Raw genomic sequence first — 18,919 nt, forward strand, 5'->3', positions numbered from 1 at the left:
CAAATCTCATATCTCAATTCTCAAATCCATTCAAGGGCACAGCCCTTGAATCATTCATCTCTCAAGCTATTCACTGGATTTTCATTTGATGCCTTAAATGATTGGAAGCTAACAGTAATAAATATTATCAATAATAAGCTAAGAACTGCAAGACCAAAATACCAGAATTTTATTTCTATATGATAGGCAAAATTGTTCAACCATGATCCGATTAAAAGGTAAGCAATTGGTACTGCTATTACAGTCCCAATTATGAATATTATTAAGAATGGTTTATTGAGTTGGTAAAATATAGAATGAACAGAAGCTCCCAAGACCTTCCGAATGCTCATTTCTTTCCTCTTTATAGATACTTGGTAAGCAGACATGCTAAATAAACCTAAACAAGCAACAATAACTGCTATTAGTGTGAAACCATTGAATGCCTTTTGAAGTTGAATTTGTTTTATTTGAAGTCTGGCATAGTTTTGATCCATAAATTCATAATCCAAAGGCAATGCTTCCGCCGCTGGATTCTTCAGCCACTCCCGTTTTACAGTTTGAATTGCCACTTCGGTTTTCCCTTCTGCAGTTTTTACAATCAATGCCGATTTAAATCTTCCTTTTGCGCATTCATCTTTATAGGAATAAATGGTTGGATTCACCTTATTTTCAAATCCATAGGCAATACTATTTTTTACTACACCGATAATTTCAAAATTAGCATCACACCCCTGAATAGTAGCTCCTATAGGATTCTCCAGATTCCAGGCTTTTGCGGCAGCTTCATTAATCACAGCATAATGTTTACTGGAATCTGAAACTAATTTGCTCATGGATAAATTGTCACCACCGACCAAGAAATTCATATTTAAGGTTTGAAAAAATTCAGGATCAATGCCTACATGATCTAGATCATGTTTTTCATTGTTATTATTGAATTGAAATTGGACTGGCAATTCTCTTGATCCAGGGATATTTGTAGCCCTAGCCACAGATTCTATACTTGGGTCTTGCAGCAATCGCTGCTTGAAGTCATAAAATGATCCATCCAATTTATTGTCGTAATACATCGCAACCCCAATAAAATTGACAACCTGAGATGGTTCAAAACCTTTATCGGTTTCTCTCATAAAATTGACTTGCTGTCGCACAACAAACATCCCAGTTACAAAGATAATGGCAATAATAAATTGCGCTATCATCAAGGAATTTCGAAGGCGGTTATTCATGCCAAATGACAAGTTATTTCCTTTTAAAAGTTTCACAGAATTAAATCCTGATAATGAAATCGCCGGATAAATCCCTGAAATCAAGGTGCAAACTAAAATACCAACCAATAACTGACCAACTGTTTCATAGTTCAGGATATACTTCAGTAAATCATCATTAAACCATTTTTGTAGGGCATTACCAGCAATGAATATCATAAAAAAAGATAAGATTGCTGAAAAGCTTGTTAAGATGAATACTTCCAAAAGTAATTGCCTAATTAAGGCAAATCTCGAACTTCCAAGGATTTTCTTTATGGCTAATTCTTTAAGCCTTTGATTCGCCTTCGCCATCATCATATTGGCGAAATTTGCACAAGCAAGAACTAAAATAATAACAGATAAGACCCCCAGAATCCATACTATCAAGTAATTCGTATTGCTACCCGCTTTAGGTTGTAAGTATAGGTTTTGTAGCGGATCTAAATAGACCTTACCATTAGCAAAGGCAGAACTTTGAATCCTTTCCTTTTTGGAAAATTTGCTGGTAAATAGGTCATTTATTTTACTGGTTAATTGCTCGATATCAGCATCCTTTTTTACTTGGATAAAGGTTTGAGCTAGATGAGGATTTCCTTCTTCCTCCGTTTCTATTTTTCGGATAAAGAGAACGTCTCCATCGATAATGGAAAGCTCTCTTTCTTGAACTAACCCATAGAACGTGTCATGAACTCCCATGGCAAGACTAAGTGCTGGAACTTTCTTGGGCTCACTAAAATCTTTTTTTTCCTTAAAAAGCAATTTTGCAATTGGCTCTTTTATAAGATTCGCCTCATTCTGCTCCGCATTTTTGTACAATGGACCGTTCTTATTTTCGAATTGAAATATCCTAGCCAGGGAAGAGTCTATTGCTAATACTTTTTTAATATAGACGGTTGATTCCCCAAATAAAGGATAATTCCCCCATGTAAAATCAACCTTTCTCCCAGCATATTCTATTTCCGGGAAATTATCTTTCAGCGTTTGTGCAAATGAAGGGAGCATGTCAACACTGTATTCTCCATTGGCCTCTAGACCAACTTGATAAATGCGATCATAATTAGGATTCCATTTATCATAACTGGTTTCCCGATTGATGTATTGATAGGATAATATAAACCCAGCGAACCCGAGTGTTAGACCAAGGATATTCAAAAATGAAAACACCTTATTCTTCCAAAGATTTCGCCATGCGATTATTATATCATGATTCATCATATCGCTTCCTAAATTATTACTAAAGTTCTCTAAATAATTTTTTACAATCGCCTTGCCATAAATATAATGGATTGATTTTCACTATGATATTGACTTAATTACCAATTCTCCTGTTCGATATCGAACAGTTTTCGTACGGAATTGAACGGTCATTTAGGAGAGCTCTTGAACTACTCATCCCGCAAGCTATCCACAGGATTTGTCAATGCTGCTCTTATGGTTTGGATATTGACGGTTATTAAGGTAACTACAAGCACGATTAACCCCGCTAGAATAAAAAACCACCATTGGACATCAATTTTATAGGCAAAGTCCTCCAGCCATAAATTACAGAGGTACCAGGCAATCGGACCAGAAATCATAATCGCCAAAATAGACATCAGAACATATTCTTTCGAAAATAAACTCGATATTCTATAAATGGTTGCTCCCAAGACTTTGCGGATTCCGATTTCTTTATTCCGCTGTTCAACACTTTGATAAATTAATCCAGTGACGCCTAATGCAGAAATAAACAGCGCAAGAAATGAAAAGAAAGTGAAAAGTTGAGCTTGTTGTGTTTCCTTTGCATATGATTTGGCAACTACCTCATCTACCCATTCATAGTTGATTAAACGATCTGGGAAGTGGCTTTTTAAAACATTGTCTATAGCCGTTAAACTAGCCTTTTCTTGACCTTCCTTGATCTTGATCAAAACATTCCCCCATGAGCTCAATTGAATCGCTGTGATTACGGTAGGCACTTGTTTCTTATGGAAAGATTCACTATGAAAATCAGCAATTATCCCAACTGGAATGATGCCTAAATCCTCATTAAGCTTTCCTAATTCAGTAATTCCCAGCCTATTTGCAGTGCTTTCAGTAATTAAGGCGTTGCGAATCGGATCCTGACCTTCTTTCGCCAGATCACTGTAGCCTTCATAATCAGAAGGTCTTAAATATCGACCTTTGGTTAAGCGAATATCTAGTAATGAAATTAAATCGGTATCTCCGGTAATAAAACTTACCTGAATTTCCTTTCCAGGGTTATGGATATCCTTAATAGATCTGGCCATGTATCCAGAACCAATATTTGGAGTCCAACTGGTTATACTAGTCTTTTCTACTCCCGGGATTCTGGACAATTCATTTTTGATTACCTCAGGACCAGCTCCAAAACGAAAGGTTTTAATGCTAAGTAAATTTTCGGTGTTCAATCCCCTTGGAGTTGTTTGCATTAAATTCAATTGTGATTTAATGGTTATTAATCCAATTATTACGATCAGTGAAATGCAAAATTGTAATACGATCAACGATCTTTTTGTAAATACCTCTGAAAAACTGGATTTTGATATTTTATTCTTTAAGGCATCAGCAGACTTAACATTCGAAACTATCCAAGCTGGGTAAAGCCCAATGACAAGACTCAATACTATGCAACTTGCAAATGATAGAGTCAGAATAATAGGGGTTAAGCTTTTGATATAGGAAAGATCAGTATTTAAGAACTTCTCTAACGGCGATAATCCCAATAAATAGAGTATGGAACTCAATACAAAGGATATCATGAAAATTATGCTGGTTTCTGCTAATAAACCTATTATCAATTGACTTTTGCTTGCACCCATAATCTTAAAAAGATTGATGGCTTTCACCTTTCTGATCGTCCGGATAGCATACAGGTTTATGAAATTAATACAGGATATCACAAGTACCAGGATTGCTATCCCCTGAAATATCATACTATTCTTTTTGTTACCACTGATTTCCGTCATGCCGAGTGGTTCCATATAAATTTCCTGCAGCGGTTGAATTTGGTAGCTAAGTTTGTTTTTTTTGGAGTCGTTTAGAAAATTAGTGTACCACTGGTTGGCTTTTTTTGAAAATTGAGAAACATCCGTGCCTTTTTTCAACAAAATATATTGTTCCATATAGAAACCATAGCCATCTTTACTCAATTCCATTGGGTTTTTTGGTCCCAATTCGATAGCGGAGGTCCTAAAGATGGAGTTCGTAGGCAAATCATCAATTACTGCTGTTATTACAAACTCTTCCTTTTTAGAACTAAAAGGGTTTGCGTTGTATACAACTTTCCCGATTACCTCCTGATCTTTAAAGTATTGCTCCTTGAAGGACTTGCTAATCACTAGGTTTTTCTTTCCTTCAATGATGGGTACAGGTTTTCCCTCCAGAACCTTGAGGTCTAAAAGGTCAAAAATATTTGCATCAGCTCTTAATGCTGGAGCCTCGAAAGGCTCACTGTTCGAACCTTCAGTATTCAAATAAACCTTGCCAGAAATGATGGCGCTTTCAGATTCAACTTCAGGAAAGTTTTTCTTCCACTCGCTCGCTAAATTAGCATAAGCACTGGGAATCCTACTTTCTAAGCCTTCAGTGCTATCCAAAGTGGTTATTCTATAAATTTGAGAAGAATTTTTCCAGCTTTTATCAAAGGAATTTTCCTCGATAACTACCGAAAAAACCAACAGACACAAGGTAAATGCAAGCGTTAAACCTATAATATTTATCCAACTATATGTACCGTTCTTTTGAATATTTCGAACCGCTATTTTTAGTGTATTCATTTTTTTAAATATAAAATAAGTCCTTAATACTTCCTCGCCTTTCCACTCTCACATATCTCAATACTCAAATCTCATATCTATTCAAGGGCAAAGCCCTTGAATTACTCATCCCTCAAGCTATCCACCGGATTGGCTTTAGCGGCTTTCAAGGATTGGTAGCTCATGGTAATAAATGCTATTAATATGGTTGTTATGGCTGGAATCACAAACATCCACCAAGAAATTTCAATTTTATAAGCAAAATCGTCCAACCATTTATTGGAAGCCCACCAAGCGATAGGTGAAGCAATCAGGATGGAAATCAAAATCAACTTAATATAGTCTTTGGATAATAATCCAATTATTCCCGAAATAGAGCTTCCTAAAACCTTTCTAATTCCTATTTCTTTAGTGCGTTGAGCCGTTGAAATGGTGACCAAACCAATTAATCCCAGACAGCTTAATAAAATGGTTATCCCAGTTGATAGGTTGATGATTTTAGAGAATTTATAATCTGTTTCATACATCTGACGGATATTTTCATCATAGAATTTAAAGGCAAATGGAGCATTGGGATAAATATTCTTCCATTCTTTTTCAACGATATCCAATGCAGATTTCCAGGTCTTTGGATCCTCATGAAGTCTGATGCCGATTTGCAAAAGTTGTCCCCTTATATTTGATGCCAGCATGGCAACACCACTTTTCTCCGTATGAAAAGTCTTACTGTTGAAATTGGAGGTAACTCCGGTAATGGTGCGGTCCCTATCATAGGCTTGAACTGGCTTTCCAATCGCTTCTTCCGGACTTTTGAAGCCAAGTTTCTCAATGGCTATTTCATTAAGTATTATGCCTGTCGATGTATCCGCAATGGTCATATTTCTTCCTGCGAGTAATTTAATGTCGTAGACATCATAATAATCCTTATCAACAAATTTAAATGGAACATTAACTTTTACAATTCCTGTATCTGCTGTAGAAGAAACAAAATTCCCCCAATGGTCTTGTGATAATGGTAAATGACCTAGTGCAGCTCCAGAAATCTGAGAATGTTTAAGTAATGCTTCCTTAAAGACAAACGGATCTACATCAGCGTTTTGGTCAGCCTTCCATGGTAAAGAAATGTTTATTAACGCCTGATGATTGAAACCCAAGTCCGAAGACATGGTATGTTTCATTTGCATACCAATGATAAAGGTGGTAACAACAAAACATTGCGCAATCACAAATTGAAATACAATAAGAACCTTTCTGATGGAAATACTACCTAGCGATAGTTTGCCAATCCCTTTCATCTTGATGACCTCAGAAATCTGAACCTTGTTAATCAGATAAGCAGGATAGATACTCGAAACGGCAGTAATGAAAACCAATAAACCGACAAGGAAAATAGCCACAGCTATAACATCTGAAAATGAATTCAAATTCTCAGGCAAAAATGATTGGAACGTTTTTTCAAAAACCTTTGTAATTGGCCATGAAAGAAGCAAAGCCAGTGTGGTAATGAAGAATGTTTCGACGAAAAAGGATTTGGTAACATCAAAAGGCTGTTCTCCCAAGGTCTTTCTAATGCCAATCTCTTTCGCGCGATATGGTACTTGTGCAGTAGTTAGATTGATATAGTTGATAGTGGCTAATAAGAGTAGAAAAATACCTATTCCAATAAATCCGTAAACTAATTTAATATTGGTGCTATTCTGAAGGCTTTTGTCAAAATGAACATCAGCTAAAGGAGTCACACCTGCTCCTGCTTTAAAATTCATTTCGTCAAAATCCTTTTTAGTCATTTCATAGATTTTGTCGCTAACCTGCTTGACAAAAGCATCCTTGCTTTCTACGGATTTTAATTTCACAAACAGGGTGTAATTTGACATAAAGGACTGCCACATATCATTGTAAAAGTTATTCTCATTTACTTTGATGAATTCCTTCGCCAAAAAACTACTTGGACTTTCCAGGTCCTTAACCACCCCCGCAACAGAGAAGAGTGTCGTATCATACATTAATGTTTTTCCAACAACCTCCTTAGGGTCTATATTGGGGAAATACTGTTTTGCTCTACTAGAAGTTAAGATCACCTCATTAGGTTCCTGTAATGCGTGAGCAGGATTTCCTGCCAACCATTCATATGGAACCATTTTAAAATAATCACTCGTGGTCTCAATGATATTTTTAGGGTCTTCTATCTTAAAGGTCTCCTTCGACTCAGCACTGTTCATGATTTTCGGAATATATCGCATATTCACTGGAACAGTTAATTCAACATTCGAAAGGTTCTCTTTGATATATTTAGCTAACGGAACAGGCACTCCATCAAAGCGGTCAGTTGACTCTACTTCATAGAATACGCCATAAACCTTAAATATTTTCTCTCTTTCAGCATGGTTCTTGTCAAAACTCAATTCATAATTCACAAGCCTGAAAACAATCCAACAGGCACTGATCCCAATGGCCAGGCCAATAATATTGAGGAAGGTAAAAAGCTTATTCTTCCATAATTTTCTAATAATCAGATTTAAATTTTTCATAATCTATGCTAAATCAAAAAATAATTAATATCCCAAAACTCAATAATCCCTCGCCTTTCCACTTTCTCAAATCTCAAATCTCAAATCTCAAATCTCACATCTCAAATCTATTTCCCTTCCCACTATCTCATATCTCAATACTCACCTCTCATATCTATTCAAGGGCAAAGCCCTTGAATTACTCATCCCTCAAGCTATCCACTGGATTAGCTCTTGCAGCTTTAAATGCTTGCCCGCCAATAGTCATAAAAGAAATAACCATGGTAATCAATCCGGCAGCTAAGAAAATCCACCATTCAATCTGAATATGATAGACAAAGTTTGTAAGCCATTTATCCATTGCCCAATACCCCAAAGGAATAGCAATGATAAAAGCTAGCAACACCAGTTTTAAAAAGTCAGAAGTCAACAGGGTGACCAATTTACCCACTGATGCACCAAGAACCTTGCGTATGCCAATCTCCTTTATTCTTTGTTGCGCAGCGTATGCTGAAATTGCAAAAAGACCAATACAAGCGATTACCACAGTAACCAATGCAAAAAGCTGCATAATTTTAGTAGTCTGTTGCTCTTGTTTATAAAGGGCTGCATAGTCCTCATCTAAAAAATGGTAATTAAAAGTAGTATTAGGTAGTATTCTGGTGAATGTTGACTCAATATCTTGAAGAGCTTGGGTCGTATTCGCACCAGCATTTATTTTTATAAATACATTTCCAAAATAGCTGTATTCAGGAAAGAGCGCGACTGGTCTAACTTCCTCCTTTAAGGATGCAAAATTAAAGTTGTCTACAACGGCTTTGATCGGACCAATACGTCCATTAATATTGACTGTTTTCCCGATTGCTTCCTCCGGAGTCCAACCAATCTTTTCTGCAGCCATTTTATTGATTATAATGCCTACTGATCGGTTAGCTGAAGTATCTCTTGCTTTTATGATGTCCGTTACATTCAATCCCTCACCCGCAAGGATAGGAATCTCAAAAACACTTAGAAAATCTTTCTCAATTGGTAATGCTGTGATATCCATGTTGAAGTTAGGCTTTTTCCCTTGAGAAGTTTCCAAGGAATAACCGCCTTGAACATTGACAGGTGAATCGTAAGAAGCGGAAACTCCTTTGATCGATCGCTGATTTCTCAGTTCATTCTTTAATGTCTCCAAGCCCTTTGTTTTTAACACATCACCATCCAATACCACAATTTGAGATCGATTCAAACCTGTATCCATAGTTTGGATAAATTGCATTTGACGATATGCAAACAAGGTACAGATCACTAGAAAAATGGAAATACAATATTGGAAGGTGATTAATATTTTGGCAATAGGAAACTTTGCTTTATTAGACTTTAGTTGGCCTTTGATTACATTGATGGGTTTGAATTGTGCAATTACCCATGCTGGCCAACCTGATGCCATAAAATTTAACACAATATAGAATACAAATACAGCAAGGTAAAAATAAGGATTGGACCAAATCTCAAGCTTCATGGGAACCCCCAGATACACACTAAAAACTGGCAATAATAACCAAGCGAGTAAAATCCCAAGGATTAAAGCAGTGCCCACCATTAATCCACCCTCAATGATAAATTGATTGAAAATACCATTTTTATGAGCTCCAATAACCTTTCTAACTGCAATTTCTTTCGCTCTTTCTGTAGCATGCGATAAGGAAAGATTGGTGAAGTTTACTGCTGATATCAGTAGCAGGGCAGCAGCCAAGAAACCAAAAATATAAAGATAGAGTAGGTTCCCTGATCCTGCAGCTTTGGAATGTAAATGCACAGTCTGAATGTTCTCCAGGTTTATTTTTATTTGATATCCCGCATCATACTGTTCCTTGAATTGCTGCTTCATAAAAGCATCAATCTTTTCTTCCAAAGCGATTTGGTTAACATGCTCCTTTAATAAGACAAATGTGATATCGTTCGCAGAACCCCACTGTGGTTCTTCCTGATACCGTGATAAACCTTTATTCGACAATAAAGCTGAAAAATGATTCTCCGTATAAGTTGGTAAATCAGCAATTACAGCAGTGACAGTCCAGGGTTTTTTGTCAATCATAATGGTTTTGCCGATAGGATTTCCATTGGCAAAATATTTCTTAGCCAATTTCTCCGTCAATACAATATCATTCGGATTTGATAAAGCCGAATTTGTATTCCCTGAAACTACCTGGTAGTCTAATACTTTGAAGAAATCTTCATCAACATACTTTAATCCTGATTCCTTAATAGATTCTGAACCGTTCTCAATTAAAGCCGCATTATTATAGTTATACATGCGCACAGCTTTTTCAATTTCAGGAAATTCCTTCGCAAAAACTGGAGCAACAGCGGTAGGAGTTACTTGCCAATAGGTGTAATCAGCGTCTTCGGGCGACTTTACAGAGGAGGTAACAAGGGAAACCCGTTCCGAATTAGTTAAAAACCGATCATAACTTAATTCATGATATACATAGGCTAACAACAGTAAAAAACAGGTTATTCCTAAGGCTAAACTTGCAATATTGATAATCGAAAATCCTCTGTTTTTTCGAATATTCCGGATGGCTAGTTTTAAATTATTCATGCTAATATTGGTTATTGTGACTTTTGATTAAATGCATTCATGATTGAAGCATTTACTCAGTAAATCAAAATACAATACATTTGCCACAAATGTATTGTATTGATAATCAGTTGTATATGGTTAATGCATAAAAATACAATGTTCGATATCGAACGCTTTTTGTTCACTACTGAACGATGAATTAAAATTTCACCTCTCAATCCTCTCAACCCTCTCTCACCTTTCCACTATCTCAAATCTCACATCTCACATCTCACATCTATTCAAGGGCAAAGCCCTTGAATTTGAATTACTCATCCTTCAAGCTGTTCACAGGATTGATTCTTCCAATTCTTAAGGCATGATAAAAGATCGTGCTAAAAGCAATCAACAAGCTCATAGCACCGGCTACAAAAAACACCCATGGCTTAATATCAATTCTATAACTAAAGTCAAGTAACCAGTTGTTCATTGCCCACCACGCAATTGGGGAAGCGATGATTATGGCAACAAAAACGAGTTTAATAAAATCTGCAGACAGCAATTTTATGATCCCTGGAAGGCTAGCGCCTAATACTTTTCGGATACCGATTTCTTTAGTTCGTTGTTGGGTTACAAAAGCTGCTAATCCAAACAGTCCCAAGCAAGCAATAAATATGGCGAAAACTGCAAAGGTTGAAACTATGGCTTGAGTACGCTGAACGTCGGCATATAGGTTCTCAAACCCCTCGTCTAAGAATGTATATTGAATTTTCTGATTTGGCGAAAAACTGCTCCATATTTTATTGATTTCAGCAAGGGTTTGTTCAAGGTTATTAGTATTTAGCTTGATGGAAATCATGTTGGGACTTCCACCAACCATCAATGCCAATGGTTTTACAGCATCCCCCTTCATATCACCAAAAATAAAGTCTTCAACTACACCAATAATAGTGAAGGTTGCAAAATTCCGGATCTTGGCTCCGATAGGATTGGTTATGCCGAGCTCCTTTACCATTTTTTGGTTGACAACTACAGCGCTAGAGTCGGTTGGCATCTCCTTATTAAAGTTCCTGCCTTCAATAAGTTTAATTCCGAATGTTTTAAGGTAATCCTCATCGACCAGCCAGTTCTGCCCGCCAATGCCGACATCCTCATTCTGCCTACCATCAATCCAATAGGCGTTGCCATTACGTCTTACACCATCCAACATAACGGGTAAATAATCCCCAACAGACACCGAAGCAACTGTAGATATACCTTTCAATTCCTCCTTCAGAGCCTTTTGTTTACCATCCAAAGTCCCTGTTCCTCGTAATACTAAAACCTGTTCTTTGTTGAATCCTAGGTCTTTATGTAGTATGTATTTTACCTGTTGACTGATAATTAATGTCCCAATTATCAAGATAATAGAGGTCGAAAATTGAAACACGACCAATCCATTCCTGAACCAGTTATTGCCAGATTTTAAATTTAATTTTCCCTTCAATACGGCAATTGGTTTAAAGGAAGAAAGATATAATGCGGGGTATACGCCGGAAATTACACCAATAAAACCTCCAAATAATAGGAGAGAAGGAATAAAGAATAAATTGTTCCACGGGAAATTTAAGGATTTGCCAGCTATTCCATTGAAAGTTGGCAATAGCAGATAAGCAATTGCGATGGCAAGCAATATCGATATCAAAGAATAAATTAATGATTCTGTAATAAATTGCCAGATCAAAGCACTACGGTCTGAACCAATCGTTTTTCTTACCCCCACTTCCTTAGCCCGAGTGTTTGCATTTGCAGTGGAAAGATTGATAAAATTGATAATGGCAATAATCAATATCAAAGCTGCTATTCCTGCAAAGATATAAACCATTTGTGCATCACCTCGATTCTGATTTTCAATCTTATTATTTTGGATTCCTTTCGAATGTAAGTGGATATCCTTCAAGGGTTGTAAGGTCATCTTCGCGGATTTCCAAATTTCTTCATTGACAGCCATTCCTGCCTGCACTACTGCCGGTCGATAATGTTCATCAATATAAGATCTAGATATTTTTTTCTCCAGCTGAGCAATATCAGTTCCAGCTTTTACCTTGAAATAAGTTGAATAATTAGACGCCAACCAGTTCTGTTTCTCCCCAGGATATGGCTCATGACCATTTAAGGTCATAAAGAAATCAAAACCATAAAAGTTTGAATTCGTTGGGATATCATCTATAACAGCCGTTATGGAATAACTCTTAGATTTATCATTATTTAGATAAATGTTCTTTCCTGTCGGATCCCCTTTGAATAACTTCTCGGCTTTACTTTTAGTAATTACAATAGTATTGGGATTATCTAGGGAATGATTTAAGGTACCATAAACTGTTTCCATCGGAAACATATCCATAATGCCTTGGTCGACATAACAAAAGCCTTCCTCACTAAACAATTCAGGATTTTCATTGGTCGAAACCTGATTACTGCCCGCACCAAATAGTGGGTTTGATAATACCCGACCATAGGAAGTAATTTCTGGAAATTCCTCCTTCAATTCAGGTCCGGCTGGTGCAGGCATTGAAACGCCCTTCTGTACCACATTATCCCTGGTAACAACTCCAACAACCCTAAATATTTGATTCGAATCCTTGTAGAACTTATCATAACTCAGTTCATGCTGAATATATAGCACAATCAATAAGCAAATAGCCATGCTAAAGGCAAACCCACCTATTTTGATAATAGAATAAAACCTTTGATTCTTAAGGTTCCTCCACGCGATTTTTATATTGTTCTGAAACATTATAGTAGTATTGTGATATGAGAATTGAGATTTGAGAAGCAAAGTTTCAAACCTAATTCAACTAGTATTTTCTTCAATCTAAATTTTCAATAATAACTGTAAAGTTTTATCCCTCGTCTTTCCACTCTCTCACATCTCAATACTCACATCTCACATCTATTCAAGGGCAAAGCCCTTGAATTATTCATCCCTCAAACTGTCCACAATATTTGCATTGGCTGCGCGAAAGGCTTGCCAAGCGATCGTAGACCAAGCTATAAGTACCGAAACTCCTGCTGCTAAGGCAAACATCCACCATTGTATATCGATGCGGTAAGCATATGTTTGTAACCATTTGCTCATAACCCACCATGCTATAGGTGCTGCAATAAAAAATGCAAGCAATACCAATCTGATAAAGTCTTTGGAAAGTAGCATAATGATACTGGAAACAGATGAACCCAAGACCTTACGAATGCCTATTTCCTTCACCCTATTGTTAATGGTCAATAATGCTAATGCAAATAATCCTAAACAGGAAATCATGATGGCAATGCTTGTTCCGCTGATAACAATCCGAGAAAATACTCTTTCATTCTGGTATAAGTTCTGCGTGTTTTCATCCAAATAGGTAGGCTCTACCTTCGCCTTTGGATTTACTTTCTTCCAGATTCCATTCAGTTTATCCAAGGTTTCCGCCAATTGTTTAGTCTCAACGCGAACAAAAATATATTGAACATTAAATACATTAGGATTTACAGAAACTGTTAAAGGATCTACTTGCTCCCTTAGATTCTGGAAGTTGAAATCATCCATAATGCCTATCACAGTGCTTCCTTCATTCAGGTCAATCTTCTGACCTAAAATCTTATCTTCTCCTCCCATAAGGGCGGCCATTTGCTTATTGATAATGACAGCATTACTATCTGTACCAAAAGATCGATCAAAATCTCTCCCCGCAATTAACTTGATTCCTAAAGTTTTTAAATAATCATAATCAATACGCATATAATTGGTCTTGATTTCTTTGTTTTCATGCTCAAAACCAAATATGCTCCTTTGAATCGTTCCATCTTTTCCTTTACCAATATTAATATCCGCAGCACTGACCGACTTCACCCAAGGTTGCGAACTCAACTCAACCCGCATTCTCTGAAGTGCATCTTCCTGATTAATGCCTGATCCAATTGGAATACTGATAACTTCAGTCTTATCAAATCCCAGCGGTTTGTTTGAAATATAATTTAATTGAGTACTTATTACGATCGTCGCTATGATTAATAGAATAGCTATTACAAATTGCAAAACCGTCAATGAGCTCCTCAAACTCGAAGCCTTGATTTTGTTGGACCCTTTTAAGGATTGAATGATATTGCTACGGGCAGCTTTCATTGCTGGTAGACCTCCAGCAATCAAGGATAACACAAAAAACACCAATAGATAGATGATCAAATTCTTACCTGTAAATAGGTTTGTAATCTTCAATTGGTAATTCATGTTGGCATTGAATTGCGGAAGTATTAAATAGGCTATAAGCAACCCAACTAAAAGGGATAGGATACATAAGATTAAAGATTCTAAGGTAAGTTGTTTCACAATATCCCATGTGGTACCACCTAATGTTTTTCGAGTTCCAATTTCACGATTCCTGCTGATGGAATTTGCTAATGATAAGTTAATGAAATTGGAAGCCGCAATAAATAATATCAACCCGGAGATTAATAATAAAATCCAAGGATAATTTGATGATAATGAATTTTCAGGCCCAAAATCATTTAAATGGACTTTTGAAAGGGGTAATAAATGAAAACTGTAATAACTGCCATTGATATCTGTCTTTGCACCATCACGTTTTAAACGATCAATGTCTTCTTTGAAAAACTGCTCCGTAAATGCTTTTGTTTCCTTTGCAAATACATCATCATTTACCTTAGCCTTCATCTTCACATAGACCTCATGGTCCATATTGTCCCATGCTTGAACCGATTCTTGATACCTAGGCCTATTTTCGAATCTATATAAGGATGAGAATTTTAAACTGGAATTTTTAGGATTATCTTCTAAAACAGCACCAACAGTTGCTGCCTTCCAGGTACCATCCAAATTGACCTCTACTTGCTTTCCTAAAACATCTGCCGTTCCAAATAGATTCTTGGCCATTGTTTCAGTAAGGACTAAATTGCTAAGATCATTCAGAACATTCGTACTTCCACTCAAAAACTCAAAATCGAAGATCTTAAAGAAATCAGCATCCACAAATCGATTCATGGAAGAAAATTCCTTATCCCCATTCTTCAAAATAATAGTGCTATTAGCATAGCGCGTAATATTTTCTATACTCGGAATATCCTTTTTTAACTGTGGTGCCAATGGTGTCGGCATCGAGCTATCACTTCTTTTTCCTGTTGTCGGCTCTGTCGTTTTATACAACATCGCAATCCTTTCGCCATCCTTATGAAAATTATCATAAGACAATTCAAACATGCCTGTCAAAAACAAAACAGTAGACGCAGCAATTGCAACCGCCAATCCAATGATGTGAATCGCACTTAAGGATTTGGACTTTATTATAGATCTCCAAGCTGTTTTAAACATTTTAGATGTATTAAGATGTGAATATTGTGATATGAGATGCAAATTCCATATCAATTTTTTTTGCTGTAAATTGTGATTCAATTCATTTGCCACAGTTGTAATGTGTTGTGATATAAGGTGTTAGATGTTTTAGAATCTGACGATATGTTCATTATCGGACAGTGTAATGTCCACCAATGGACAGGATGTCAAGGATTTGAAGAAGGACCAAGATCATGCGGAATGCGCAACTTCCCTCAAACTAACCAAAGCGGGGATATGGGGTTCGATAATGCAAAGCGAAATACCTATCGGAAAAATGAAACGTTTTGTACGGGCGTATCGCATACGCCCTTTTGTAATAATATGGCATACGTTATTCTATTATCCAAAGCGGGGAAATGGGGTTTGATAAAGCAGGGCGAAAATACCTATCGGAAAAATGAAACGTTTTGTACGGGCGAATTGCATACGCCCTTTTTTAATAATATGGTATATGTTATTTTATTATCCTTGATGGTCTGTTATTATCCTTGATGGTCTGTTATTGGAGGGATACTTCGGCACAGCTCGGATTCCTATTCAACCCTTTATGGGTTGCGGAGATAAAAACTCCAGAGGAGTTTAATATTAGTAATTGGAAATATCTAAGTAATAAGCCCCGAGCAAAAGCAATCGCTAAAGCGATTGCTTTTGCTCGGGGCAATTTAACTTTATGGTGTTTTTATTATTAATATTGAACCCCTCTGGGGTTCTATCCCTCGTAATTATCCCGCTCCCATCAGCTTTCCACTATCTCATATCTCACTTCTCAATACTCACATCTATTCAAGGGCGTAACCCTTGAATTACTCATCCCTTAAGCTTTCTACTGGGTTTACTTTTGCAGCTTTTATGGCTTGATAGCTTACTGTAAGCATAGCGGCAACAATTGCAATCAACCCACCAAAAACGAATGGAAACCAAGAGATCTCAATGCGGTAGATAAAATCTTCCAACCATTTATTACATGCCCACCACACAATAGGGGAGGCAATAAGGATTGCAATCAATACCATCTTCACAAAATCCTTTGAAAGAAGCCCTACAATTCCTGTTATGCTTGCTCCCAAAACTTTACGTATTCCAATTTCCTTCGTTCTTTGAAAGGCTGTTATTGTAGCTAATCCAAAAAGACCCAAACAGCTTAATAGAATGGCAATTCCTGTACTGATATTCGTAATCTTTTGAAGTTGCTCTTCCTTTTTATATAGGGCTAAAATGGATTCATCATAGAATTTAAATTCTATATTATCGGCTGGAAAGAATTCTAGCCATTTAGCTTTTAGATTAGCGATTATGCTAGGCCATTCTTTATAGTTTGCCTCATTTAAACGAATATTGAAAGTGCCAGAATAAGGACCTGTCATCATGGCCAACGGTTCCATCACATTGTAGAAATCTCTCGTATGAAAGTCTTGAACAACTCCAACAATTGGAAATTTCGAATTATTTTGTTCAATTAACTTACCAACGGCTTCTTGTGGAGTTTTAAACCCAAAACCTTGGAGGGCTGATTCATTGATGATGTATCCATTGGTCGTATCTGAATTGGATAAATTTTGTCCCGCCAATAACTTTATTCCATAAAAGTTTAGATATTTCGAGTCTACTTCTTTCTTAAAAAGAATCTGTGAAATAGGTTCTTCGGCTTCATTACTCATATATCTAAAAGGACTTGAACTGTATCCATCAGCCAATGGACGATTGCCAATACTTACCTCTTCAACGCCTTTTAATTTTTCTAATTCGACAGCTAAGGTTTTTTTCTTGGAAACAAAGTTCTCCGAGTCAAAATACTTATATGGAATATCTGCCAATAGCACAGCATCTTTTTTAAAACCTAAATCCTTTTTGACAGTAAATTGTAACTGCTGACCAATAATAATTGCCGCAACAATAAACACCTGTGCAATAATAAATTGAAATACTATTAATGCCTTTCTAAGGTTAAAGTTACCATTGCTAGTTCCAACATTTCCCTTACTTCGAAAGATATCAATAGCATTCACCTTAGTAATTAGCCAAGAAGGATATAATCCCGCGATGAAAACTGTAAACAGTAAAACCACGAAGATAAAAGAACCAAAAACAATAGGATTGTTATACGCAATGGCATTTTGACTTATTAAATCTCCAATTAAAAAGTAACCAAGTTTTGAAACAAAGTAACTCACAAAAATTGAGGCCGAAATAATAATTAAAGTCTCCATCATCATTTGAGCAACTAAGCTTTTTTGAGAGCTACCCAAAGTCTTACGAATTCCAATTTCCTTAGATCTTTGTGGGATTTGTGCTGTTGTTAAGTTTATATAATTTATACATGCCAAAAGAAGTAAGAATATGGATACACCTATTATTCCATAAATAACAGATTTACTAGTTTTATCCATTCCATACTCTTTCATAAATGTTGAAAAATGGGAATCTCTTAGTGGTAAAAAATTAATGATTCTATTATATGAAAATTGAGGTTTACGCTCTTTTTTAAACTCATCATATTTTCTGTTGGTAATATTAATAATTTGAGTTAAAGCGCTTTTTAATTTACCTTGACTTTCTGCTTGAATATATATCTTATCAGATCCATTCGTATTGGTCCAACTACCCAACTGATTGTCACTTTCAGTCTTCTGAAGTTGGAAAAATTCCTTACCGGAAAACTCTGAAGGGTAGTCTAAGTTTGCTACAATTCCAGTTACTGTTTTTTGTAATGTATCTGAATAAATCAAAGTCTTTCCGATGATCTCGCTACTTTTTAAATTCGGGAAATATAGTTTAGCTCTTTCCTCGGTTAAAACAACCTGATTCGGATTGGATAATGCACCAACCTTATTCCCTGCCAACCATGTATAAGGAACCATTTCAAAATAGGATTCCTCAGTTTCCATCACTTTGCTCTCAAAGTCGAGTTCTTCAACTCGCTTGGGTTGACCATTACCTTCCGGAATAATCACACTCTCCGTATAAAATTGAAAATATGGAACAACCCTCTCCAACGACGAAACATCTTCTTTCAATGCAAAAAATACAGGTCTTGACATCCCGCCATTCCATGCGTCTTCCTTATCATCAAATTTAAAATGACTAATAACCCTATAGATATTTTCATGGTTAAGATTGGCCTTTTCATAGCTCAACTCATAACTGACATACTTAAATATCACCCAACAAGAACTGATTCCTATCGTCAATCCTAAGATATTTAGAAATGTAAATAACTTATTTCTCTTTAAATGCCTAATGCTGTTTTTGAATAATAATTGGAACATAATGGTAGAATTGAGTAAAAGATAATTTTCAGTTTTATTTATGAATTAATTCAAAATCAATTCATTTGCCATAGTTGTAAGTTGTTGTGGTATAAAGTGTTAGATGTTTGGGCCGTTGGTGATATGTTCATTATCGGACAGTGTAATGTCCAGCAATGGACAGGATTTCAAGGATTAGAAGAAGGACCAAGATCATGCGGAATGCACAACTTCCTCTAAACTAACCTAAGC

At 36.3% G+C, this 18,919-nt stretch carries 7 protein-coding genes; all 7 read right to left on the minus strand.

All coding sequences use genetic code 11. From position 1 onward, the window contains the following. Positions 1-50: 50 nt before the first annotated feature. Positions 51-2,447: an FtsX-like permease family protein gene (locus tag ACF3OC_RS02865; protein WP_392470849.1), complete on the minus strand. Its 2,397-nt coding sequence runs from the start codon at positions 2,445-2,447 to the stop codon at positions 51-53. 170 nt (positions 2,448-2,617) lie between these two features. Continuing rightward, positions 2,618-5,011, minus strand: coding sequence for an FtsX-like permease family protein (locus ACF3OC_RS02870; RefSeq protein ID WP_094280201.1), 2,394 nt, complete (start codon positions 5,009-5,011; stop codon positions 2,618-2,620). A 101-nt stretch (positions 5,012-5,112) separates the two neighbouring features. After that, positions 5,113-7,518, minus strand: a complete 2,406-nt coding sequence (locus ACF3OC_RS02875) for an ABC transporter permease (protein ID WP_094280200.1) — start codon at positions 7,516-7,518, stop codon at positions 5,113-5,115. Positions 7,519-7,696: 178 nt separating this feature from the next. Then, positions 7,697-10,087 (minus strand): ABC transporter permease, encoded by a 2,391-nt coding sequence (locus tag ACF3OC_RS02880; protein ID WP_392470850.1) that lies wholly within the window; start codon positions 10,085-10,087, stop codon positions 7,697-7,699. Positions 10,088-10,376: 289 nt separating this feature from the next. Continuing rightward, a complete protein-coding gene (locus ACF3OC_RS02885) occupies positions 10,377-12,824 on the minus strand; it encodes an ABC transporter permease (protein WP_094280198.1) in 2,448 nt (815 codons plus the stop codon). A gap of 180 nt (positions 12,825-13,004) precedes the next feature. Next, the gene (locus ACF3OC_RS02890) at positions 13,005-15,398 is read right to left on the minus strand and encodes an ABC transporter permease (RefSeq protein ID WP_392470852.1); all 2,394 of its coding nucleotides are present in this window, start codon (positions 15,396-15,398) and stop codon (positions 13,005-13,007) included. Positions 15,399-16,225: 827 nt separating this feature from the next. Then, entirely contained in the window at positions 16,226-18,688 is a 2,463-nt protein-coding gene (locus tag ACF3OC_RS02895; protein WP_094280194.1) for an ABC transporter permease, read from the minus strand. Between the last annotated feature and the right edge of the window lie 231 nt (positions 18,689-18,919).

The organism is Sphingobacterium cellulitidis (assembly GCF_043187465.1).
Taxonomy (GTDB): domain Bacteria; phylum Bacteroidota; class Bacteroidia; order Sphingobacteriales; family Sphingobacteriaceae; genus Sphingobacterium; species Sphingobacterium cellulitidis.